The sequence below is a fragment of the Methylobacterium sp. WL7 genome, from assembly GCF_008040085.1.
GTDB classification, from domain to species: Bacteria; Pseudomonadota; Alphaproteobacteria; order Rhizobiales; family Beijerinckiaceae; genus Methylobacterium; species Methylobacterium mesophilicum.
This window is the reverse complement of record NZ_VRVG01000031.1, coordinates 13150-34441: the sequence shown is the minus strand read 5'-3', so window position 1 is coordinate 34441 and position 21292 is coordinate 13150. Positions and strand designations below refer to the sequence as shown.

Annotated in this window: 22 protein-coding genes; 9 read left to right on the top strand and 13 right to left on the bottom strand. The window is 68.3% G+C overall.

Features of this window, described 5'->3' with window-relative positions; translation table 11 throughout:
• The first annotated feature begins 12 nt into the window (after nt 1-12).
• Together FV233_RS10930 and FV233_RS10925 are read left to right on the top strand one after the other, a co-directional pair.
• Nucleotides 13-270 (top strand): DUF6111 family protein, encoded by a 258-nt coding sequence (locus FV233_RS10930; protein WP_147897501.1) that lies wholly within the window; start codon nt 13-15, stop codon nt 268-270.
• Nucleotides 267-1526, top strand: a complete 1260-nt coding sequence (locus FV233_RS10925) for a CCA tRNA nucleotidyltransferase (RefSeq protein ID WP_147897500.1) — start codon at nt 267-269, stop codon at nt 1524-1526. Before FV233_RS10930 ends, FV233_RS10925 begins: the two co-directional genes overlap by 4 nt.
• Here FV233_RS10925 and FV233_RS10920 read toward each other — a convergent pair.
• The 7 genes from FV233_RS10920 to FV233_RS10890 form a co-directional block, all read right to left on the bottom strand.
• Complete coding sequence (locus FV233_RS10920; RefSeq protein WP_147854039.1) at nt 1516-1917, bottom strand: F0F1 ATP synthase subunit epsilon; 402 nt, start codon at nt 1915-1917, stop codon at nt 1516-1518. The genes FV233_RS10925 and FV233_RS10920 overlap by 11 nt on opposite strands.
• Before the next feature lie 144 nt (nt 1918-2061).
• Nucleotides 2062-3522 carry a F0F1 ATP synthase subunit beta gene (gene atpD, locus FV233_RS10915; protein WP_147897499.1) on the bottom strand — a complete coding sequence of 487 codons (1461 nt, stop codon included), beginning with the start codon at nt 3520-3522 and terminating at the stop codon, nt 2062-2064.
• A gap of 42 nt (nt 3523-3564) precedes the next feature.
• Entirely contained in the window at nt 3565-4455 is an 891-nt protein-coding gene (locus FV233_RS10910; RefSeq protein ID WP_147897498.1) for a F0F1 ATP synthase subunit gamma, read from the bottom strand.
• A gap of 162 nt (nt 4456-4617) precedes the next feature.
• A complete protein-coding gene (gene atpA, locus FV233_RS10905) occupies nt 4618-6153 on the bottom strand; it encodes a F0F1 ATP synthase subunit alpha (protein ID WP_147854042.1) in 1536 nt (511 codons plus the stop codon).
• A 55-nt stretch (nt 6154-6208) separates the two neighbouring features.
• Entirely contained in the window at nt 6209-6781 is a 573-nt protein-coding gene (locus FV233_RS10900) for a F0F1 ATP synthase subunit delta (RefSeq protein ID WP_147854043.1), read from the bottom strand.
• Between the two features lie 216 nt (nt 6782-6997).
• Complete coding sequence (locus FV233_RS10895; RefSeq protein ID WP_147897497.1) at nt 6998-7690, bottom strand: DsbA family protein; 693 nt, start codon at nt 7688-7690, stop codon at nt 6998-7000.
• Nucleotides 7691-7783: 93 nt separating this feature from the next.
• Nucleotides 7784-8410 (bottom strand): 2-hydroxychromene-2-carboxylate isomerase, encoded by a 627-nt coding sequence (locus FV233_RS10890; RefSeq protein WP_147897496.1) that lies wholly within the window; start codon nt 8408-8410, stop codon nt 7784-7786.
• Nucleotides 8411-8612: 202 nt separating this feature from the next.
• Here FV233_RS10890 and FV233_RS10885 point away from each other — a divergent pair, with 202 nt between their 5' ends.
• Entirely contained in the window at nt 8613-9851 is a 1239-nt protein-coding gene (locus tag FV233_RS10885; protein WP_147897495.1) for an argininosuccinate synthase, read from the top strand.
• Between the two features lie 21 nt (nt 9852-9872).
• On the opposite strand, the gene FV233_RS10880 is transcribed toward FV233_RS10885, so the two are convergent.
• The gene (locus FV233_RS10880; protein WP_147897494.1) at nt 9873-10493 is read right to left on the bottom strand and encodes a hypothetical protein; all 621 of its coding nucleotides are present in this window, start codon (nt 10491-10493) and stop codon (nt 9873-9875) included.
• Nucleotides 10494-10655: 162 nt separating this feature from the next.
• On the opposite strand from FV233_RS10880, the gene vapB reads away from it, so the two are divergent.
• From vapB to FV233_RS10865, 3 genes are read left to right on the top strand one after another with little or no spacing between them, the layout of a single operon-like run.
• Nucleotides 10656-10889 carry a type II toxin-antitoxin system VapB family antitoxin gene (gene vapB, locus FV233_RS10875; protein WP_147854048.1) on the top strand — a complete coding sequence of 78 codons (234 nt, stop codon included), beginning with the start codon at nt 10656-10658 and terminating at the stop codon, nt 10887-10889.
• Nucleotides 10889-11311 carry a tRNA(fMet)-specific endonuclease VapC gene (vapC, locus tag FV233_RS10870; protein WP_147897493.1) on the top strand — a complete coding sequence of 141 codons (423 nt, stop codon included), beginning with the start codon at nt 10889-10891 and terminating at the stop codon, nt 11309-11311. The genes vapB and vapC overlap by 1 nt, the downstream gene beginning before the upstream one ends.
• 7 nt (nt 11312-11318) lie before the next feature.
• On the top strand, nt 11319-11873 hold the full coding sequence (locus FV233_RS10865; protein WP_147897492.1) for a hypothetical protein: 555 nt from the start codon (nt 11319-11321) through the stop codon (nt 11871-11873).
• A gap of 5 nt (nt 11874-11878) precedes the next feature.
• Here FV233_RS10865 and mtgA read toward each other — a convergent pair whose 3' ends face one another.
• Complete coding sequence (gene mtgA / locus FV233_RS10860; protein WP_147897491.1) at nt 11879-12541, bottom strand: monofunctional biosynthetic peptidoglycan transglycosylase; 663 nt, start codon at nt 12539-12541, stop codon at nt 11879-11881.
• A 144-nt stretch (nt 12542-12685) separates the two neighbouring features.
• Between mtgA and FV233_RS10855 the strand changes: the two genes are divergently transcribed.
• Both FV233_RS10855 and FV233_RS10850 read left to right on the top strand, forming a co-directional pair.
• Nucleotides 12686-13657: a polyprenyl synthetase family protein gene (locus FV233_RS10855; RefSeq protein WP_238260303.1), complete on the top strand. Its 972-nt coding sequence runs from the start codon at nt 12686-12688 to the stop codon at nt 13655-13657.
• A gap of 101 nt (nt 13658-13758) precedes the next feature.
• Nucleotides 13759-14106: a hypothetical protein gene (locus FV233_RS10850; protein WP_147897490.1), complete on the top strand. Its 348-nt coding sequence runs from the start codon at nt 13759-13761 to the stop codon at nt 14104-14106.
• 32 nt (nt 14107-14138) lie between these two features.
• On the opposite strand, the gene mmsB is transcribed toward FV233_RS10850, so the two are convergent.
• The 4 genes from mmsB to FV233_RS10830 form a co-directional block, all read right to left on the bottom strand.
• Complete coding sequence (gene mmsB, locus FV233_RS10845) at nt 14139-15368, bottom strand: multiple monosaccharide ABC transporter permease (RefSeq protein WP_147897489.1); 1230 nt, start codon at nt 15366-15368, stop codon at nt 14139-14141.
• Complete coding sequence (mmsA, locus tag FV233_RS10840) at nt 15365-16900, bottom strand: multiple monosaccharide ABC transporter ATP-binding protein (RefSeq protein ID WP_147897488.1); 1536 nt, start codon at nt 16898-16900, stop codon at nt 15365-15367. The genes mmsB and mmsA overlap by 4 nt, the downstream gene beginning before the upstream one ends.
• 98 nt (nt 16901-16998) lie before the next feature.
• Entirely contained in the window at nt 16999-18072 is a 1074-nt protein-coding gene (gene chvE / locus FV233_RS10835) for a multiple monosaccharide ABC transporter substrate-binding protein (RefSeq protein ID WP_147897487.1), read from the bottom strand.
• 420 nt (nt 18073-18492) lie between these two features.
• Nucleotides 18493-19245 (bottom strand): SDR family oxidoreductase, encoded by a 753-nt coding sequence (locus FV233_RS10830; RefSeq protein WP_147897486.1) that lies wholly within the window; start codon nt 19243-19245, stop codon nt 18493-18495.
• Between the two features lie 199 nt (nt 19246-19444).
• Here FV233_RS10830 and FV233_RS10825 point away from each other — a divergent pair, with 199 nt between their 5' ends.
• The gene (locus FV233_RS10825) at nt 19445-21178 is read left to right on the top strand and encodes a patatin-like phospholipase family protein (RefSeq protein ID WP_147897485.1); all 1734 of its coding nucleotides are present in this window, start codon (nt 19445-19447) and stop codon (nt 21176-21178) included.
• The last annotated feature ends 114 nt before the right edge of the window (nt 21179-21292 follow it).

Here is a 21292-nt window from a genome sequence, read left to right as displayed (position 1 = left end):
CTACCGACCATCATGCTGCGCCGCCTCATCGAAGAGTTCGGCCTCTTCCTCATCCCGTTCGTGCTGTTCATGGTCTATCTGGTGCTCGTGGGCCGCAATCCGCTGCACCGGGTGCACTGGGACCCGCACCTCGTCCGCCTGGTGCTCGCCGGCCTCGCCATCGTCATCGGGACGCTGGTCTACGAGGGCCTGTTCTCGGAGCGTAGGGCCGGCGGCTACGTGCCGACCCATATGGAGAACGGCCGCCTCGTGCCGGGCGGCTTCAAGTGAGCCAGGCCGCCCTCGACCACGGTGCGCTCGCGGCCCTGCTGGGCCAGCCGGGCGTGCGGCGGGCACTCGCGGCCCTCGATGTGCCGCACGCCGAGACGCGTTTGGTCGGCGGTTGCGTGCGCGACGCGCTGCTGGGCAGCCCGTCCGCCGACATCGACCTCGCGACCACGCTGCTGCCAGACGCCGTGATGGACGCCGCCCGGAAGGCGCAAGGCCTCAAGGCCGTACCCACCGGGATCGAGCACGGCACGATCACCCTGGTCACCGAGGACGGCCCCATCGAGGTGACGACCCTGCGCGAGGATGTCGAGACCGATGGCCGCCATGCGGTGGTGCGGTTCGGCGCCGATTTCGCCCGGGATGCCGAGCGGCGCGACTTCACCGTCAACGCGCTCTCACTGGGAGCCGACGGGCGCCTGCACGATACCGTCGGCGGTCTCGCCGACCTGGAGGCCGGGCGGGTACGCTTCATCGGCGATCCCGGGACCCGGATCCGCGAGGATGCCCTACGGATCCTGCGCTTCTTCCGCTTCCACGCCCGGTTCGGCGCCGGCCCGCCCGATGATGCGGCGCTCGCCGCCTGCGTCGCCGCCCGGGACGCCCTGGACCGGCTGTCCCGCGAGCGCGTCCGGGCCGAGTTGCTGAAGCTGTTGGCTGCCCGCGGCGGCACCCAAATGGTCGCGATCCTGAGCGCCACCGGGCTGCTGCAACGGATTACCGGCGGTGCCGCCGAGCTCGGGCGCCTGAATCGGGCGGTTGCCGCAGCGCTCTCGCCGGCGATGCGCCTGGCGGCGCTCTCGGTCAGCGGGCGGCACGATGCGGACCGGCTGCGCGACCGGCTGCGCCTGTCGAAGCAGGAGCACGCATTGCTCAGCGGCTATGCAGACGCGCTGGCGGACCTTCACGGTCGCGCCGACATCGATCCGCTCACGGCTCGGGCGCTCGTGGCCGAGCATGGGCTGCCGCTCCTGCGGGAAACGCTGACGATCTTGGCGGGCGAGCCTCGGCCCGTCCTGACGGATCAGGCGCGGCAAGCGCTGGACGCGATGAGCGAGGCGGGTGGTGCGCCGCACTTCCCGCTCGCGGGGGCGGATCTCGTGGTGGCGGGCCTCTCGGCCGGTCCGGCCATCGGCCGCGGATTGGCCGCGGCCCGGGCGCTCTGGCTGGAGCGCGGCTGCCCGACAGATGCTGCGGCGCGGGCCGAACTGCTGGAACGCGCGCTGGCGAGCGCCCGCGCGCCCTCTCTCAGAGCTTGAGGAGCGCCTTGGTCTCCTGGAGCTGGACGATCTGGCCGTTCAGCTCCTCGCGCTTCTGGAGATCCTCGGTGGCGTCGCGCTGCAACTCGGCCGCCTCGATATCCCGGTCGAGGGAGTCGTGGGTCAGCTCCTCGATCGGCGCGGCGCGCTCGGCGAGCACCGTCACAGCGGTCGGGCCGATATCGGCGAAGCCGCCGCGGACGTAGATTCGCTTGCCGCTGCCCTGGCTCTCGGTGATCACGATGACGCCGACCCGCAGGGAGGTCAGGACCGGGGCGTGGCCCGGCATCACGGTCATCTCGCCCTCGGTGCCGGGCAGCTGAACGGCCGTCACCTCGCCGGAATACAGCGTCCGCTCGGGGCCGACGAAATCGAAGTGGAAGGTGGCCATCTCAGGACGATCCCGGAACCGCAACACGCTCTTCGCCCCATCGTGTGGCGAAGGTGGAGGTGGGGTGGTTCGGACGGCACCGGCGAGCCTCGCCACGGCCATCCCACCCCGGCCCCTCCCCACGAGGGGGAGGGGATGGGGGCCTTACGCGGCCTTCAGCTTCTTGGCCTTCTCCTGGGCCTGCTCGATCGTGCCGACCATGTAGAAGGCGGCCTCCGGCAGGTCGTCGTAGTCGCCGTTCACCAGGCCCTTGAAGCCCTTGATGGTGTCTTCCAGCTGCACCTGCACGCCCGGCGAACCGGTGAACACCTCGGCCACCGAGAAGGGCTGCGAGAAGAAGCGCTCGATCTTGCGGGCGCGGGCGACGGTGAGCTTATCCTCCTCGGACAGCTCGTCCATGCCCAGGATCGCGATGATGTCCTGGAGGGCCTTGTAGCGCTGCAGGGTCTGCTGCACCCGGCGGGCGACGTCGTAGTGCTCCTCGCCGAGGATGGCCGGCGACAGCATGCGCGAGGTCGAGTCGAGCGGATCCACGGCCGGGTAGATGCCCTTCTCGGCGATCGAGCGCGAGAGCACCGTGGTGGCGTCAAGGTGCGCGAACGAGGCGGCGGGCGCCGGGTCGGTCAGATCGTCGGCCGGCACGTAGATCGCCTGAACCGAGGTGATCGAACCCTTGTTGGTGGTGGTGATGCGCTCCTGCAGCGCGCCCATGTCCGTGGCGAGCGTCGGCTGATAGCCCACGGCCGACGGGATGCGGCCCAGAAGCGCCGACACCTCGGAACCGGCCTGCGTGAAGCGGAAGATGTTGTCCACGAAGAACAGCACGTCCTGGCCCTCGTCGCGGAACTGCTCCGCGATGGTCAGGCCGGTGAGCGCGACGCGCGAGCGGGCGCCGGGCGACTCGTTCATCTGGCCGTAGACCAGGGCGCACTTCGAGCCAGCGGCAGAGCCGCCATTCTCCTTCGGGTCCAGGTTCACCTTGGACTCGATCATCTCGTGGTAAAGGTCGTTGCCCTCACGGGTGCGCTCGCCGACGCCGGCAAACACCGAATAACCCGAGTGCACTTTGGCGATGTTGTTGATCAGTTCCATGATCAGCACAGTCTTACCGACGCCGGCGCCGCCGAACAGGCCGATCTTTCCGCCCTTCGCGTAAGGGGCGAGCAGGTCGACGACCTTGATGCCGGTCACGAGGATCTGCGCCTCGGTCGACTGGTCGGCGTAGGACGGGGCCGGCTGGTGGATGGCGCGGTAGGTGTCACACACCACCGGGCCGGCCTCGTCGATCGGCTCGCCGATGACGTTCATGATCCGGCCCAGCGTGTTCATACCCACCGGCACCTTGATCGGCTCGCCGGTATCCGTGCACTCCTGGCCGCGGGTGAGGCCCTCGGACGTGTCCATGGCGACGCAGCGGACGGTGCTCTCGCCGAGCTGCTGGGCGACCTCGAGGACGAGCCGGGCGCCGTTGTTCTTGGTCTCCAGGGCGTTCAGGATCTCCGGCAGGTGGCCGTCGCTGAACTGCACGTCGACCACGGGGCCGATGACCTGGATGATCTTGCCGGTCTTGTTGGAGCCGGCGCCGGGGATTGCGGTGTTCGCCATTGTAAACCTACCCTTCAAGCTGTGCGTTCAGGTCGCGGTGCCTCAGAGAGCTTCCGCGCCCGAGATGATCTCGATGAGTTCTTTGGTGATCATGGCCTGACGCGTGCGGTTGTAGATCAGCGTCTGCTTCTTGATCATCTCGCCGGCGTTGCGGGTGGCCGAGTCCATGGCGCTCATGCGCGCCCCCTGCTCGGACGCGGCGTTCTCCAGGAGTGCCCGATAGACCTGCACGGTGAGGTTCTTCGGCAGAAGCGTCTCCAGGATCGCCTCCTCGGACGGCTCGAATTCCAGCGCGGCATTGCCGATGCCGGCCTTCGCAGTGGTGTCGACCGCCGGCAGCTCAGCCGGGATAAGCCCCTGCGCGGTCGGGATCTGCGAGATCACCGACCGGAATTCGGAGTAGAACAGGGTCGCGACGTCGAACTCGCCGGCCTCGAAGCGTGTCAGGATCTTGTTGGCGATCCCGGCGGCGAACTCGTAATCCACCGGGCGGTTGCCGCGGATATCCATGCTCTCGACGATCTGGTCGCGATACAGGCGCCGCAGCTGGTCGTTGCCCTTCTTGCCGACCGTCATGATCTTGACGGTCTTGCCGGCGGCGGTGAGCTTCACGATGTGTTCCCGGACCGCCAGGCGGACGATCGAGGAGTTGAACGCCCCGCACAGGCCGCGGTCGCCGGTGCAGACGACCAGCAGGTGGGTCTGATCGGCGCCGGTGCCGGAGAGCAGCTTCGGGGCGCCCACGCCGCCGACGAGGTTGCCCGCGAGGTTGCCGAGCACCTGAGCCATCTTCTCCGCGAAGGGACGGCCGGCCTCGGCGGCCAGCTGCGCCCGGCGCAGCTTGGCGGCGGCGACCATCTGCATGGCCTTGGTGATCTTCTGCGTCGCCTTCACCGAGGTGATGCGGTTGCGCAGGTCCTTCAAACTCGCCATCGGGCCGCGTCCAGATCCGTTCCAGGGCCTCTCCTCCCCCATGTGGGGAGGAGCCGAAGGTGGGGGTGGTGCCGGGTCAAGGGCCCGAAAGTGCGGTCAGCACCGGCGTCCAACCCCAGCCCTCCCCACCGCAGGCGGGGAGGTCGCAAGGTTCGTGTCGGATCAGGCGCCGATCGACTTCGCCACGCCCTCGACCACGCTCTTCAGCTTGCCGGCGCTCTCGTCCGACAGGTCCTTCGAGGTGGCGATGGCGCCGAGCAGATCCTGGTGCTTCGTGCGCAGCGTGCTGAGCAGGCTGTCCTCGAAGGCGCGGATCTTGTTCACCGGCAGCTTGTCCAGGTAGCCGTTCACGCCGGCGTAGATCACAGCGACCTGCTCTTCCATCTTCAGCGGCGAGAACTGCGGCTGCTTCAGGAGCTCGGTGAGCCGCGAGCCGCGGTTCAGGAGCTGCTGGGTCGAGGCGTCGAGGTCGGAGCCGAACTGCGCGAAGGCCGCCATCTCGCGGTACTGCGCCAGCTCGCCCTTGATCTTGCCGGCGACCTTCTTCATCGCCTTGGTCTGGGCCGAGGAGCCCACCCGCGACACCGAGAGGCCGACGTTCACCGCCGGGCGGATGCCCTGGTAGAACAGGTCGGTCTCGAGGAAGATCTGGCCGTCGGTGATCGAGATCACGTTGGTCGGGATGTAGGCCGAGACGTCGTTGGCCTGGGTCTCGATGACCGGCAGCGCGGTCAGCGAGCCGTTGCCGGCGGCGTCGCCCATCTTGGCGGCGCGCTCGAGCAGGCGGCTGTGGAGGTAGAACACGTCGCCCGGATACGCCTCGCGGCCCGGCGGACGGCGCAGCAGCAGCGACATCTGCCGGTAGGCCACGGCCTGCTTGGACAGATCGTCATACACGATCACGGCGTGCATGCCGTTGTCGCGGAAATACTCGCCCATGGCGCAGCCGGCGAACGGCGCGATGAACTGCATCGGCGCGGCGTCCGAGGCGGTGGCGGCGATGACGATCGAGTATTCCAGGGCGCCCTGGTCCTCGAGCACCTTCACGAACTGGGCGACCGTCGAGCGCTTCTGCCCGATGGCAACGTAGATGCAGAAGAGCTTGGCCTTCTCGTCACCGCCGGCGGCGTGGCCGGGCTTCTGGTTCAGGATGGTGTCGAGGGCGATGGCGGTCTTGCCGGTCTGGCGATCGCCGATGATCAGCTCGCGCTGGCCGCGGCCCACCGGGATGAGGGCGTCGATCGCCTTCAGGCCCGTGGCCATCGGCTCGTGCACCGACTTGCGCGGGATGATGCCCGGCGCCTTCACGTCGACGCGGCGCCGTTCGGTCGACTCGATCGGGCCCTTGCCGTCGATCGGGTTGCCGAGGCCGTCAACCACGCGGCCGAGCAGGCCCTTGCCGACCGGCACGTCCACGATGGCGCCGGTGCGCTTGACGGTCTGGCCTTCCTTGATCTCACGGTCGGAGCCGAAGATCACGATGCCGACGTTGTCCTGCTCGAGGTTGAGCGCCATGCCGCGCACACCCGACTCGAACTCGACCATTTCACCGGCCTGGACGTTGTCGAGACCGTAGGCACGGGCGATGCCGTCACCGACGGACAGGACCTGCCCAACCTCGGAAACCTCGGCCTCTTCGCCGAAGTTCTTGATCTGGTCCTTCAGGATCGCGGAGATCTCGGCGGCGCGGATGTCCATACTCGGCCTCTGTCGCTAAATCGTCAGTGCATGTTCGGATCGGATGAGGGCGCGCTTACCGCGCGGCCCGCATCGCGAGGCGGATACCGTTGAGCTTGGTCTTCAGGGACGCGTCGATCATGCGCGAGCCCATCCGGACGACGAGGCCGCCGATCAGGCTCGGATCGATGACCAGATCGACGTCCACATCGGACTTGGCGATGTCGCGAAGGGACGCCTTGATTTCCTCGATCAGCGCGTCGGACGGCCGTTCGGCCACCCGCACCTCGGCGCGCACGACGCCCTTCGAGTCCTGGACCAGCGACCGGAAGGCGCGGATCATGCCCGGCAGGGCGAAGAGGCGCCGGTTCGAGGCCGCAAGCCGGATGAAGTTGCCGGCCAGTCCGCCGATCCCGGCGCGATCGAGGACGGCCCCGATGGCGGCGACCTGCTCGCTGGGGGTGAAGGCCGGGCTGCGGACGAGGCGGCGCAGGTCCGCGCTCTCCTTCAGCAGGGCATCGAATTGATTGAGTGCTTCGGCGACTGCGTCGACCTGGCGCTCGTCACGCGCGAGCTCGAAGAGGGCGGAAGCGTACCGGCCCGCCACGCCTGCGACCAGGGGACCAGCCTCGGAACCGTTCTGCGCCACCCGTCGCTCTCTTCTCTGTTGCCCGCCCGATCCGCGCGCTCCGGCCGGGAGCACGGTGCGGATACCGTTCGGGACGTGGGATCGCGCCAGCGGAGGGAAGGGTCGAGAACCAGCCCTTGTGGCGCGGCGACCGCCTAGCATGCCAGCATGGCCGCACGCAACACGGACCGGCGCGGCTCTGCGCGCCACGGCGGCGGAAGTGTGACGCAGCCGGCCTCAGCAGGCGAGGCGATCGCACCGCCGGGTGCTGGCGATCATCTTCGCCATGGCGTTGGCGCCGGGGTGACCGAGGATGCCGCTGTTGCCCAGGACGTACGAGGGCGTCGCGTAGAGGCCGAGATCGGCCGCCATCCGCATCTGGCTCTTGAGCGCCAGCCGGACCTCCTCGCTGTCGGCGATTTCCTCGATGTCCGCCTGCGCGATGCCGAGCGCGGCCGCGGCCGTGAGGGCGCCGCGCCCGTCGATGCGGCCGGGCTTGCTCAGCAGCGTCCGGTAGAATCCCCAGGCGGCCGCAGCGCCGAGCTTGCGCTGAACCGCCAGCATCACCTTGGCGGCCTGTGCGGATTGCGGCGACAGGATCGGGTTGTTGACGAGGCCGATGCGCAGGTCCGGATCCGATTCGTGCAGCGCCATCACATCGGCCGCGGCCTTGCGGCAGTACGGGCAGTTGAAGTCGAAGAACTCGTACAGCGTGGTCTGCGCCTCGCGCGGTCCCGCATAGGTGACCCCGCGCAGGCCCGGGATCTGCCCGGTGATCTCACCAGGCAGGATCGAGTTCGCGACCGGCCGGCCATCATCGCCCGTCACCGCGACGCGCTGGCCGTAGGATTGCGCGGCCGCACGCCCGAGCCCGGCGCCCAGGGACGCGCCGGCCGCGGCGGCGATGAGGTGACGACGGGACAGCGCCATGGAATCCGTCCGGGACAGAGGGGATCGTTCGGCCGGAGTGGGGCCGGAACAGGAACTTGCGCCGACAGATGATGCCGGTTGGTGAACGCCGCCCTACCGGATCCCGGCCGGGCGGTCGCCGACCGCCCAGGCCAGGGCCTGCTCCAGCCGGTCGTTGCCCCAGAACAGCTCGCCGTCGTCGGCCAGGAAGGTCGGGGCGCCGTAGATGCCGCGAGACCGCGCCTCCTCGACGCTGACCCGGAGCCGGGTCTTGTTGGCCTCGCCGGCGGCAGCGCGCACCGTCTGTGTGCCGTCGAGACCGAGCGAATCAAGGATCTCGACCACGGCGGACGGCTCGGCGATGGAGCGTCCTTCGGCGAAGCTCGCGGTGAAGACCGCCTTCGAGAACGGCACAAGCCAATCCTGGTCGTGCCCGTAGACCGCCGCCCGCACCGCGCTAAGGCTGTTCTGCGGAAACTGGGCCGGCCGGGTGAGCGGCGGCAAGCCGAGTCGGGCGGCCTCGCGCTCCACGTCCCGCCACATGTTCTTGCCCTTGGCCGGGTAGAGGTTGAACGGCGAGGTCGTCCAGCCCTGCGCCGCGAAGAGCGGCCCGACCAGGAACGGTCGCCAGCGCACGGTCACGCCCGCATCGGCGGCGGCCGCCTCGATCCGCATCGCCGCCAGATAGGAATACGAGGAGGCGAATTCGTACCAGAACTCCAAGGTTGGCTGGCGCGCCATAGATTTCGCTTCTCCGATGCTCTCGTGCGGCGGGGATCAGGCAATGCCCGCGCCGCGCCGTGCCTCACACGGCCGCAAGGCCGTCATGAGGCGAAACGCTGTCGATCGTCCGGAACAGGCTACGCGCGAGGCGGCACGCCGGTTGCAGGCCGATGATGCCCGCGATAAGCCGCCGACACCCTGCACCAGTTCCGGAACCAGCATGTCCGATCCCGCGAAGAGCCCCGTGAAGAAGGTGGTGCTGGCCTATTCCGGCGGCCTCGACACGTCCATCATCCTGAAGTGGCTGCAGACCACCTACGGCTGCGAAGTCATCACCTTCACGGCCGATCTCGGCCAGGGAGAGGAACTGGAGCCGGCCCGCCGCAAGGCGGAGCTGCTCGGCATCAAACCCGAGAACATCTTCATCGAGGACCTGCGCGAGGAGTTCGTGCGGGATTACGTGTTCCCGATGTTCCGGGCCAACGCGGTCTACGAAGGCGTGTATCTGCTCGGCACCTCGATCGCGCGGCCGCTGATCGCCAAGAAGCAGATCGAGATCGCCGAGCGGCTCGGAGCCGACGCGGTCTGCCACGGTGCCACCGGCAAGGGCAACGACCAGGTCCGGTTCGAACTCGGCTACTACGCGCTGAAGCCCGATGTCACCGTGATCGCCCCCTGGCGCGAATGGGACCTGCGCTCCCGCGAGCAACTGATCGCCTTCGCCGAGCAGCACCAGATCCCGATCGCCAAGGACAAGCGCGGCGAGAGCCCGTTCTCGGTGGACGCCAACCTGCTGCACGCCTCCTCCGAGGGCAAGGTGCTGGAGGATCCGGCCGTCGAGGTGCCCGACTACGTCTTCTCCCGGACGATCTCCCCGGAGCAGGCGCCGGACACCCCCACCATCGTCACCATCGGGTTCGAGAAGGGCGACGCAGTTTCGATCGACGGCGAAGCCCTGTCGCCCGCGAGCCTGCTGGCCAAGCTCAACCAGCTCGGCCACGACAACGGCATCGGCCGGCTCGACCTCGTGGAGAACCGCTTCGTCGGCATGAAGAGCCGCGGCATGTACGAGACGCCGGGCGGCACGATCCTGCTGCCGGCCCACCGGGCGATCGAATCGATCACGTTGGACCGCGGCGCGGCCCACCTCAAGGACCAGCTGATGCCGCAATACGCGGAGCTGATCTACAACGGCTTCTGGTTCTCGCCCGAGCGCGAGATGATCCAGGCGCTGATCGACAAGAGCCAGGAGAAGGTCACTGGGACGGTGCGGCTGAAGCTCTACAAGGGCGGCGTCCACGTGATCGGCCGCGAGAGCCCGCACTCGCTCTACGACCAGGACCTCGTGACCTTCGAGGAGGGCGCCGTCGCCTACGATCACCGCGACGCGGCGGGCTTCATCAAGCTCAACGCCCTGCGGCTGCGCACCCTGGCGCAGCGCAAGAAGCGGGACGCCTGAGCGTCCCCCGGGGGCCCGCGCTCAGGCGGGTTCCCAGACCGAGGCTGCGTTCCGGCGGAACAGGCCGGGCCCGAGATCGGCGTAGCGCAGGAAGATCTGGAAGGCCGGCTGCATCTCGCGGTGGAGCCGGGCCAGGCTGTGCTCGTCGGTGGCGCCGCCGATATGCCGCCCCATGGCCAGCGTGTACGGCCCGGTCCCGCCATAGGGCCGGTCCAGGTCGATGCGCGGCACGCCGTGCCCTGCGTCCCAGACGTGGTTGAGCTGCGGGATCAGCGCGAGATGCGCGTCCGTCACCGCGAACGTGATGTGCTCCGGCGTCTCGCCGGTGGCGGCATCCCGGAACACGTCGGTGATCGCCGCGCAATCCAGCTTGGCGAGCGGGTTGTGGTACTGGTAGCGACCGGGCTTAAGCTTGGCGTTCTGCGAGAACACGGCGATCCCGTCCTCCAGCGCCCGGTGCTCCTCCTCGGCGCCGTCGTCGTCCCCCGTGACGTTGGCGATGTCGCCGTCCCGGTCGTGGCTGCCGTAGGGCGCCTCCGGGTGGATCATCGGCGCCCCGGGCTCGGCGCCGTTCCAGGCGACCACCATCCGGCGGATCAAGGCGATGCGCTCGAGGGTGAGGTCGTAGACGGCGTCGTTCATGGTCAGTCGATCCCGGATGTCGTGGTTCTGGCGCCCCTCTTACAGAGCCGATTCGGAGGCTGCTACCGTCCGGAACGGCCTTGTGCCTCCACGTGATTGGTCATACGTATATCCCAGCTGGATATCCCATATTTCGATTGAGATATCTCCAGGAGGTTGCGCATGGCCAGTTCCACGGTGTTTTCCAGCAATCGTAGCCAAGCGGTGCGGCTGCCCAAGGCGGTCGCTTTCCCCGCCGACGTGCATCAGGTCGACGTCTTGAAGATCGGCCGCAGCCGTGTGATCGTTCCACAGGGGCAGAGATGGGACGATTTTTTTTTGAATGAGCCGTGCGCGAGCGAAGATTTCATGAACGAACGCGTGCAGCCAGCAGCAGAGACGCGCGAGTTGTTCTGATGTTGACGTACATGCTTGATACAAACATCTGCATCTACGTCATAAAGAGGCATCCGGCCGCAATCCGTGAAAAATTCAATGCGCTCGCGGAGCAGCTTTGCATTTCTAGCATTACGTTGGGCGAATTGCATTATGGGGCGGAAAAATCGGTGCGCCGCGCCGAGAATCTAACGAATATCACTCGCTTCGTAGCGCGGCTGGAAGTGCTGCTCTTCACCGATAAGGCAGCGGCCCATTATGGGCAGGTTCGCGCCGAACTTGAGCGGGCCGGAACACCGTGCGGTATCCACGACATGCAGATCGGCGCTCACGCTCGCAGTGAGGGACTGATCGTTGTGACCAACAACATGCGGGAGTTCAGCCGCATGCCCGGGGTAAGGTCGGAAAATTGGCTGACGGCGCCGATTGGACCGGCCGCCTAACCCCGCCATGCGCCTCCTCGACCGATACCAGCCGACCTACCAGTTCAGCGAGACGCATGCCTGCCTGGTGGCTGCCGAACCCGCCGCGATCCTCGACAGCGTCGTCGCCTATCGGCCGGACTCGGACCGGTTCTTTCGGCTCATGATCGGCCTACGGGAGCTGCCGATGCGCCTCTTCGGCGAGCCGGAGGCTCAGCGGGCGCCGTTCGGATTCCACGACTTCACGCTGCTCGCCCGGAGCGAGAGCGAGATCGTCTACGGCTTGATCGGCCGGTTCTGGCGCCCGGATTTCGGCCTGGAGCCCATCGCCGACGGTGCGGCGTTCCTCGCGTTCGATGCAGCCCACGTCGCCAAGCTCGCCTTGGCCTTCACGGCGCGGTGCGATCCCGAAGGCCGGACCCGGCTCGTCACCGAGACGCGGGTGTCCTGCGCGAGCCGCGCGGCGCGGCTGAAATTCACGCCCTACTGGCTCCTGATCCGCCCGGTCAGCGGTCTCGTGCGCCGCCGTACCCTCGCGTCGATCAAGAGCGCCAGCGAGCAGCCAGCGAGCACCGGATCGTAAAAAAATTATCGCCGCAGGCAGCCCGTAAGCCCTTCGATCTGGCCCATCATGGCTTGGATCTGCGCGGCGCGCCGGCGCACGCCGGGGGAGGGGCGGCCGGCGCTGCGGGTGATCGGGTTCGGCAGCACGGCGGCCAGGAGGGCCGCTTCGCCCCGGCTCAGCCGGCTCGCGTCCTTGCCGAACCAGTGGCGGCTCGCCGCCTGGGCGCCGTAGATGCCGTCGCCCCATTCGGCGATGTTGAGATAGATCTCCATCATCCGCCGTTTGCCCCAGAGGGCGTCCAGCGCCAGCGCGAGTGGGATCTCGAACGCCTTGCGGATGTAGGACCGGCCCGGCCACAGGAAGACGTTCTTCACCGTCTGCATGGCGATGGTCGAGGCGCCCCGGCTCGGCGAATCCTCGTCCTCCACGACCTCGCGGATCGCGCCGAAATCGACACCGTAATCGAGGCAGAAACGCTGGTCCTCCGAGGCGATCACCGCCTGCGGCAGCGCCGGCGCGATCGCAGCGAGCGATACCGCGTCCCGGCTGACGGGCTGTAGCGTCAACCAGCGTCCGAGCATCAGAGTCGACGGCGGCGTCACCGCGCTATAGACGAGCGCCAGCGTGAGCGTGGAGATGAATCCGACGGCGGGGAGCAGCAGGAGCGCTCCCACGATCCGGCGCACACGGCGGGACCGCCTTGGGCGAGCGCGTGGCAAGGCGCGCTCCGCCGCGATCCGCCTGGGTCCGGGTCGGTTGATCTTGATTTCATCTCCGCGCAAAGCGACGCCCGATTGATTTCGCCAGGCCAAGACCGGACGCAGCGCCCGATGACCTCGATACCCTCAACGCAGGCTCAGACCGGTTCGGTCAAGACGGCCACTCCCGCCGCCGGGTTTTCCCACAGGCTGACGCAGGTCGCCGAGACGGTCGAGACCTTCCTGGTCGAGCGCCTCGGCCCCGAGGTCGGCTCCGGCGAGATCGCCCGGCCGCCGCGCCTGATGGAGGCGATGCGCCACGCGGTGCTGGGCGGCGGCAAGCGCCTGCGCCCGTTCCTCGCCATCGAGACCGCCCGGATGCTCGGCGGTTCGGAGGCCGCGGCCCTCGCGGCCGGCGCCGGGGTCGAGCTGGTGCATTGCTACAGCCTCGTGCACGACGACCTTCCGGCCATGGACGACGACGACATGCGCCGCGGCAAGCCGACGGTGCACAAGGCCTACGACGAGGCGACCGCCATCCTGGTGGGCGACGCGCTGCAGACGCTCGCCTTCGAGATCGTCGCCGACCCGACCTGGCAGCCGGATGCGCGGATCCGCGCCGACCTCGTGCTCGGGCTCGCCCGCGCCTCCGGCCTCGGCGGGATGGTCGGCGGCCAGCTCCTCGACCTCACCGCCGAAGGGCGCTTCGGCGCCGCCAACATGGACGTGGACGACACCCTGCGGATGCAGGCGATGAAGACCGGCGCGATCCTGGCCTTCTCGGTGGAAGCCGGCGCGATCGTCGGTGGAGCCGACGAAGCACAACGGTCGGCGCTCCTGCGCTACGGTCTGGCTCTGGGCCAGGCCTTCCAGATCGCCGACGACATCCTCGACCGGGAAGCCTCACCCGAGGCGATGGGCAAGGCGACCGGCAAGGACAAGGATGCCGGCAAGGCGACCCTGGTGGATCGGCTGGGCCTCGACGGCGCCCGGGCGGAGTGCGACCGCCTGGTCGGCGTCTGCGAGGATGCCGTGGCGCTCTGGGGCGAGGGCGCCCGGACCCTGCGGGACGCCGCCCGCTTCACGGTCGCGCGCAAGACCTGAGCGGATCGGCGCAGGACATAGGCCCAGGGCAGGGCCGGATTTGCGTCAATTGAGCGGATCGGTTTGACCGGCCCGCAAGGGTGCAGCCCCAAGTGTCGGGCATGCCCGCCTATCCGTCCTTATCCCGCATCCTGGCCGCCGGTTCGGGGCTCGGCGGGCTCGGTTACATGATGACCCAGCCGGATCCGTCCGTGGAGGACGTCATGACCGGCCTGTCGTGCCTGGTGCTGTGTGTCGGCTTCTCGGCGATGCCGGCACCGAAGACGCCGAAGCATCGGGCACCTGTCCCGCCACCGCCGGCGCCCGAGGCTCGGCCGATTCCGCTTCTACCGGGTCCGCAGCCGCATCGGCTGCTCATGACGAAGATCGTGCAGCCCGCCTCCGAGCTCCCAGAGTTGGGGAGCCAGCGGCAGCGCAGAGACGACCGGCAGCCCAAACCGATCTCGTAGATCGGCGGCGACGGACCGGCCGTCTACTGGCGTCAGGCCCGGTTCTTCTTGTTGTAGACGTCGAGGCAGACCGCTGCGAGCAGCACGATACCCTTGATGACCTGCTGGTAGTCGATGCCGATCCCGAGGATCGACATGCCGTTGTTCATCACGCCGATAATGAACGCCCCGATGACGACCCCCGAGACCTTGCCGATGCCGCCGGCCGCCGACGCGCCGCCGATGAAGCAGGCCGCGATCACGTCGAGTTCGAACCCGACGCCGGCCTTCGGAGTCGCGGTGTTGAGGCGCGCGGCGAAGATCATGCCGGCGAGCCCGGCCAGCGCGCCCATGTTGGCGAAGGTCAGGAAGGTGAGCCGCTCGGTCTTGATGCCCGACAGGCGCGCGGCCTTGATGTTCCCGCCCAACGCATAGATTCGCCGCCCGATCGTCGTGCGGGTGGTGACGAAGCGGTAGATCATCACCAGCACGAACATGACGAGCAACACGTTCGGCAGGCCGCGATACGAACTCATCTGGTACGCGAAGGCCAGGATCACCGCGGTGACGATGCCGTTGCGGGCGATGAACGAGGCGAGGCTGTCGGGCTGGCTGCCGTGGCGGACCTGCACGGCGCGGCGCTGCCAGTTCATGCCGAGCAGGAGGAGCGCGAGCACGAGCCCCATCAGCATGGCGGTCCAGGGCCCGGCGAAGTTGACCAGGAAACCCTTGGCGAGGAGCTGGAACACCTCCGGGAACGGCCCGATCGAGGCGCCCTGCAACAGTGCGAGCGTCAGACCGCGGAATACCAGCATGCCGGCGAGGGTGACGATGAAGCTCGGGATCCCGAAATACGCCACGAACGCGCCCTGGAGGCCGCCGATGGCGGCGCCGACCGCGAGGCACACGATGGTCGCGGTGAAGGGGTCGATGCCGTAATGGACCATGAGCAGGGCCGCCAGGGCGCCGACGAAGCCGACGATCGAGCCGATCGACAGGTCGATATGGCCGGCCACGATGACCAGCAGCATGCCCAGCGCCATCACGACGACGTAGCTGTTCTGCAGGATCAGGTTGGTCAGGTTGAGCGGCTGGAACAGCACGCCGTTCGTCGTGTACTCGAAGAACAGCGTGATCAGCAGCAGGGCGATCACCAGCCCGTAATCCCGGAACTGCGAGGTTCCCAGGAAGCCGCGCTTGGCGCGCGCGTCGGGAGCGGGCTTGGCGTCCGGGACGGAATCGGGACCGGGGGGCATCGTCTTGGCCGCAGAGGTCTCGGTCATCCGTTCAGTTCCTTCGAGCGCATGATCGCGCGCATGATCGCCTCCTGGCTCGCCTCCGAGCGCTGGAACTCGCCCACGAAGCGCCCCTCGTTCATCACGTAGATGCGGTCGCACATGCCGAGCAGTTCCGGCATCTCCGACGAGATCATCAGGACGCCCCGGCCGCCCTCGGCCAACTCGTTGATGATCGCGTAGATTTCGTACTTGGCGCCAACGTCGATGCCCCGTGTCGGCTCGTCCAGGATCAGCACCTTGGGGTGCGTGAACAGCCACTTGCTCAGCACGACCTTCTGCTGGTTGCCGCCGGACAGGTTCACGGTCTGCTGCGCGACCCCGAAGGAGCGGATCCGCATCTTGGTGCGGTAATCGGTGGCGACGCCGCGTTCCCTGTCCTCGTCGATCACCGAGGCCGTGGACACGCCCGGCAGGTTCGCCAGCGTCGTGTTCTTGGTGATGGTCTCGTCGAGCACGAGGCCGAGCTGCTTGCGGTCCTCGGTGACGTAGGCGATGCCCGCCGCGATCGCCTTGCCGATGGTCGAGACGTCGACGTCCCGGCCCTCGATCCGGACGCGGCCCGAGATGCCCTGGCCGTAGGCGCGGCCGAACAGGCTCATGGCGAGTTCGGTGCGGCCCGAGCCCATCAGCCCGGCGATCCCGACGATCTCGCCCTTGCGGACGGTGAGGTTGACGTTGCGCACCACGGCCCGGTCGGCGTGGACGGCGTGGTGCACCGTCCAGTCGCGCACCTCCAGCATCACGTCGCCGAGCCGCGGCTCGCGGGCCGGATACCGGTTCGCCATCTCGCGGCCGACCATGCCCCGGATGATCCGGTCCTCGTCGACGGTGCCGTCGCGACAATCCAGCGTCTCGACCGTGGTACCGTCGCGCAGAACGGTGATCCGGTCGGCGACCTTGGAGATCTCGTTGAGCTTGTGGGAGATCAGGATCGACGCGATGCCCTGCTCCCGGAAGCTGACGAGCAGGCGCAGGAGCGCGTCGCTGTCCTTCTCGCTCAGGCTCGCGGTCGGCTCGTCGAGGATGAGCAGCTTGACCTTCTTCGAGAGCGCCTTGGCGATCTCCACCAGCTGCTGCTTGCCGACCCCGAGATGGGTGACCAGCGTATCGGGGTTCTCCTCCAGCCCCACCGTCCTCAGGAGCTCGACCGCCCGGGTGAACATCCGGTCCCGGTCGATGATCCCGAACCGGGCCGGCTCGTTGCCGAGGAAGATGTTCTCGGCGATCGACAGGAACGGAACCAGCGCGAGTTCCTGATGGATGATAACGATCCCGACGCGCTCGCTGTCCGAGATGTCCCGAAACGCGCTGAGGCGGCCCTCGTAATGGATCTCGCCCTCGTAGGTTCCGTGCGGGTAGACGCCGCTCAGGACCTTCATGAGCGTCGACTTGCCGGCACCGTTCTCCCCGACCAGGGCATGAATTTCGGCGGGCCGGATCGTCAGGTTGACGTCGGAGAGCGCCTTGACGCCGGGAAATGTCTTCGTAATCCCTCGCATTTCGAGGACGGGCTGCATGCGACCAATTCCGGCTCGTCGTTCAGATATCGGCAGCCGATGCCGGGGTGCCGGCATCGGCCAGGATCGATCGGGACCGGAACGGGGCCCCGTCGCGGTTACTTCAGCTGGTCGAGCGTGTAGTAGCCCGTGTCCACCAGGGCCGGCTTCCAGTTGTCCTTGGTGACGACGACCGGTTTCAGCAGGAAGGACGGGACGATCTTCTCGCCGTTGTTGTAGGTCTTGGTGTCGTTCACCTCCGGCTGCCGGCCGTTCTCGATGTCGTCGATCATCGCCACCGTCACCTTGGCCAGGTCGCGCGTATCCTTGAACACGGTCGAGTATTGCTCGCCGGCGATGATGGACTTGACCGATTGCAGCTCGGCATCCTGGCCGCTGACCACCGGCATCTTCAGGCTGCCGGAGCCGTAGCCGACGCCCTTGAGCGACGAGATGATGCCGATCGAGATGCCGTCGTAGGGCGACAGGACCGCGTCGAGCTTGGCGCTGCCGTAATAGGCCGAGAGCAGGTTATCCATGCGCGCCTGCGCGGTGGCCGGGTCCCAGCGCAGGGTCGAGACCTTGTCCATTCCAGCCTGGCCGGAGCGCACGACCAGCTTCTTCGCGTCGAGATACGGCTTCAGCACCGACAGGGCGCCGTCGTAGAAGAAGTAGGCGTTGTTGTCGTCCGGCGAGCCGCCGAACAGCTCGATGTTGAACGGCCCCTTGCCGTCCTTGAGCCCGAGCGCGTCGACGATCGAGTTGGCCTGCTGCACGCCCACCTGGAAGTTATCGAAGGTGGCGTAGAAGTCGACGTTCGGGGTTCCCTTGATCAAGCGGTCGTAGGCGATGACCTTGACGCCGGCCTCCTTGGCCTTCGACAGCACATCGCTGAGCGTCGTCCCGTCGATGGATGCGACCACCAGGACCTTCGCCCCCTTGGTGAGCATGTTCTCGATCTGGGCGAGCTGATTCGGGATGTCGTCGTCGGCGTATTGCAGGTCCGGCTTGTAGCCCTTGGCGGACAGCTGCTTCACGATGTTGTTGCCGTCGTCGATCCAGCGCTGGGACGACTTGGTCGGCATGGCGACGCCGATCAGGTCGCCGCTGGCGGCGAGCGCCTCCGGCACGGCGACGCCGGCCAGCAGCGTGGCGGCGAGCGCAAGCCTCAAGAATGACTGCTTGGTGATCATCAAGTCCCCCCGGTCGTATCGTCGTCCCGCGCGCCGAATCGGCACCCGTCGCAGTGTGCGAATGCTTTTCTTGATTGGTGGACGTCATCGACAGACCGGCGCGATACGGCCGGTTCTACGCAAGAACGTCCTTGGCGACCCGATCCCGGAGCTGCGGGACGATCGTTAGTCTTCCACGCCGGCACTGCCGGCTCGATCGTCCGGCGATAGAGCTGACGATTGCAGCGCACGGCTTACGAGGGCCCTCGCCCCGTGCGCGGCCGAGTTCGCACCCCGGCCGTTTTTGTTGAGCGATTTGTATGAGTTATAAATCCGGGCGTTAATCGCCGCCGCGCCGAGCACACGGAAAAAGCGTGGATGCTGTCGGAGGCGGTTGTGCCGTGCGGGTCGGGCCGGGCCGTCGGGCGCCGGCCCGGGACTTCAGCCGCGGCCGACGAACGGCATCTTGGTCGCCATCACGGTCATGAACTGGACGTTCGCCTCCAGGGGGAGGTTCGCCATCATCAGCACCGCGTCGCCGACATGGTCAGGGTCCATCACCGCCTCAGGCCGCGTGGAGCCGTCGGCCTGCGCGACGCCGGCCTTCATCTTGCCGCCCATCGGGGTGTCGGCGTTGCCGATATCGATCTGGCCGCAGGCGATGTCGTGGGCGCGCCCGTCCAGCGAGGTCGCCTTGGTCAGGCCGGTGACGGCGTGCTTCGTCGCCGTGTAAGCGATCGAGTTCGGCCGCGGGGCATGGGCCGAGATCGAGCCGTTGTTGATGATCCGGCCGCCCCGGGGATCCTGGTCGCGCATGATCCGGAAAGCGTGCTGGGTGCACAGGAACAACGCCGTGAGGTTGGTGTCGATCACCTGGCGCCAGGTCTCGAGCGGCAGATCCTCCAGCGGCACCGCCGGCGCACCGATCCCGGCATTGTTGAACAGCAGGTCGAGACGGCCGAACCGGTCCTTGGTCTGCGCGAACAGGTTGGCGATCGAATCCGGGTCGGTCACATCGGTGGGCACCACGAGGGCGCGGCCGGGCTCGATCTGCGCCGCGACTTCGTCGAGCGGCGCCTGCCGCCGCCCGGAGAGCACGACGGTCCACCCGGATCCGGCGAGCGCCAGGGCCGAAGCCTTGCCGACCCCCGTCCCCGCTCCGGTCACGATCGCGATCCGACCAGCCACCGACATCGCCGCCTCCCTGTTCCATGACGTTGCCCTGGCTGTACCGGACCGCCGCGGCGGCGCGAAGGGCGATCCGTTTCAGTTGCATGGGGACCGTAGCGACCGGCAACACGCTATGGTGGATCGTGGCGGGACGCGGGATTGGGAGCGGCGGGATGCGGGCTTATCGGGAAGCGGGTGCGAACGCAGCCGCGACGGAGCAGGGATGAGCGCACCCGAGATCCCGTTCCTGGCCGGCCTCGACGCGGCGGCGGTCTCGGCCGTCCGGGCCCGCATGGTCTCGATGGCGGTGCCGGCCGGCCGGACCCTGTTCGGGCAGGGCGATGCCGGCGACGCACTCTATACCCTGGTTTCCGGCGCGGTCGGCGTCTCGACCCGCGACCGCCACGGGATCTTCACCCGGATCGCCCGGCTGCGCCCGCCCGAGACCTTCGGCGAGATGGCGCTCCTGTCCGAGGCGCCGCGTGCGGCCACCGTGATGGCGCTGCGAGATTCGCAGTTCCTGTGCCTGACCCGCGCCGCCTTCGAGACCGTGATCACGGAGCATCCGCACACGCTCCTCTACTTCGCCCGCATGCTCGCCGAGCGCCTGCGCACGCTCTACGAGGGCCATTCGGTGCATCACGCGCCGCGCACCTTCGTGGTGCTGGCGGTGACGGACGGCCCGGATCCGGAACCGCTCGCCCACGACTTCGCCGCCGCCCTCGATGCGATCCTGCCGGGGGAGACCGCTTGCCTGAGCCGGTTGCCGGATGGGGCCGACGAGGCATGGGTCCACGCCTTCGAGGCCCGGCATGCGCGGACGGTCTTCGTCGCACGGGACATCGGCGACGCGTGGTCGCGGCTGAGCCAGCGCCTCGGCGACCATGTTCTGTTGCTCGCCCAGCCCGGCGCGCCGCCGCGCCCTGGCGTGACCGCCTATCTGGAACGGGTGCGGTCGGACTGGATCCGCATGGACCTGGTGGTGCGCCAGGATCCCGAGGCATCGCGCCCGAAGGCCTTGCACCCGGACGTCGCCGGCCTGCCGGTCGCGATGCGGGTGCAGGTCCGCCCCGGCCGGAACCACGATATCCGGCGGCTGGCGCGGCTGGCCAGCGGGGTCGGGCGGGGACTGGTGCTCGGCGGCGGCGGCGCGCGCGCCTTCGCCCATCTCGGCGTGCTCCGGGCCTTGGAGGAAGCCGGCTGCCTGCCGGACTTCGTGGGCGGGACCAGCATGGGGGCGATCATCGCCGCCAGCCTCGCCATGGGGTGGAGCCTCGCCGAGATCGAGGCGCAGACCGAGGCCTCGTTCGCCGGCCGCAGTCTGATCAACGATTACACGCTGCCCATCCACGCCCTGACCCGGGGCGCCAAGGTCGATGCGGGTCTCGCCGAGCGCTACGGCGGCGCGCGGATCGAGGACCTGTGGCTGCCGTTCTTCTGCGTGTCGTCGAACCTGACGACCGGGCGGGCGATGATCCACCGCGCCGGCGACCTGCCCAAGGCGCTGCGGGCGAGCATCGCGATCCCGGGGCTGCTGCCCCCGGTGCTGTGCGACGCGGGCGTGCTGGTCGACGGGGGCATGATGAACAACGTGCCCGCGGACGTCGCCGCCGAACTGGAGCGCGGCCCGGTCCTGGCCGTCGATGTCGGCAGCGACCGCGCGTTCCAGGACATGCCCATCCGGGGCTGGCGCGGCCGGCTCCTGCGCCGGCTGATCGGCTCGCCGGCGGCGATGCCGAGCCTGGCGCCGCTCCTGCTGCGGGCGGCCACCGTATCGAGCGACGCGCAGACCATGATGGCGGCGGCCCATGCCACGGCCCTGCTCAGGCCGCCGCTCGCCGGCATCGACCTGCGCGCATGGTCGAGCTTCCGGGAATCCGCCGAACTCGGTTACCGGGACACCCGCGCGAACATCGAGGCCGGACACCTGGCGCAGTGGCTCGATCCGATGCGCTGATTGTTCGCCGGATCGGGCAGAGCGGTCGCGCGTGTGCCAGCGCACCGTGGCGACGGGCAGGGGGTAACCAGACGCCTCCGCCGACGATCTTCCCTGAGACGAAGACGCTCTGGG

What these genes read in the sequence shown, in the direction of transcription:
- FV233_RS10930 (WP_147897501.1), top strand. Translation starts at nt 13, where the DNA reads ATGCTGCGCCGCCTCATCGAAGAGTTCGGCCTCTTCCTCATCCCGTTC.
- FV233_RS10920 (WP_147854039.1), bottom strand. Translation starts at nt 1,917, where the DNA reads ATGGCCACCTTCCACTTCGATTTCGTCGGCCCCGAGCGGACGCTGTAT.
- atpD (WP_147897499.1), bottom strand. Translation starts at nt 3,522, where the DNA reads ATGGCGAACACCGCAATCCCCGGCGCCGGCTCCAACAAGACCGGCAAG.
- FV233_RS10910 (WP_147897498.1), bottom strand. Translation starts at nt 4,455, where the DNA reads ATGGCGAGTTTGAAGGACCTGCGCAACCGCATCACCTCGGTGAAGGCG.
- atpA (WP_147854042.1), bottom strand. Translation starts at nt 6,153, where the DNA reads ATGGACATCCGCGCCGCCGAGATCTCCGCGATCCTGAAGGACCAGATC.
- FV233_RS10895 (WP_147897497.1), bottom strand. Translation starts at nt 7,690, where the DNA reads ATGGCGCTGTCCCGTCGTCACCTCATCGCCGCCGCGGCCGGCGCGTCC.
- FV233_RS10890 (WP_147897496.1), bottom strand. Translation starts at nt 8,410, where the DNA reads ATGGCGCGCCAGCCAACCTTGGAGTTCTGGTACGAATTCGCCTCCTCG.
- FV233_RS10885 (WP_147897495.1), top strand. Translation starts at nt 8,613, where the DNA reads ATGTCCGATCCCGCGAAGAGCCCCGTGAAGAAGGTGGTGCTGGCCTAT.
- FV233_RS10880 (WP_147897494.1), bottom strand. Translation starts at nt 10,493, where the DNA reads ATGAACGACGCCGTCTACGACCTCACCCTCGAGCGCATCGCCTTGATC.
- vapB (WP_147854048.1), top strand. Translation starts at nt 10,656, where the DNA reads ATGGCCAGTTCCACGGTGTTTTCCAGCAATCGTAGCCAAGCGGTGCGG.
- vapC (WP_147897493.1), top strand. Translation starts at nt 10,889, where the DNA reads ATGTTGACGTACATGCTTGATACAAACATCTGCATCTACGTCATAAAG.
- FV233_RS10865 (WP_147897492.1), top strand. Translation starts at nt 11,319, where the DNA reads ATGCGCCTCCTCGACCGATACCAGCCGACCTACCAGTTCAGCGAGACG.
- FV233_RS10855 (WP_238260303.1), top strand. Translation starts at nt 12,686, where the DNA reads ATGACCTCGATACCCTCAACGCAGGCTCAGACCGGTTCGGTCAAGACG.
- FV233_RS10850 (WP_147897490.1), top strand. Translation starts at nt 13,759, where the DNA reads ATGCCCGCCTATCCGTCCTTATCCCGCATCCTGGCCGCCGGTTCGGGG.
- mmsB (WP_147897489.1), bottom strand. Translation starts at nt 15,368, where the DNA reads ATGACCGAGACCTCTGCGGCCAAGACGATGCCCCCCGGTCCCGATTCC.
- mmsA (WP_147897488.1), bottom strand. Translation starts at nt 16,900, where the DNA reads ATGCAGCCCGTCCTCGAAATGCGAGGGATTACGAAGACATTTCCCGGC.
- chvE (WP_147897487.1), bottom strand. Translation starts at nt 18,072, where the DNA reads ATGATCACCAAGCAGTCATTCTTGAGGCTTGCGCTCGCCGCCACGCTG.
- FV233_RS10830 (WP_147897486.1), bottom strand. Translation starts at nt 19,245, where the DNA reads ATGTCGGTGGCTGGTCGGATCGCGATCGTGACCGGAGCGGGGACGGGG.
- FV233_RS10825 (WP_147897485.1), top strand. Translation starts at nt 19,445, where the DNA reads ATGAGCGCACCCGAGATCCCGTTCCTGGCCGGCCTCGACGCGGCGGCG.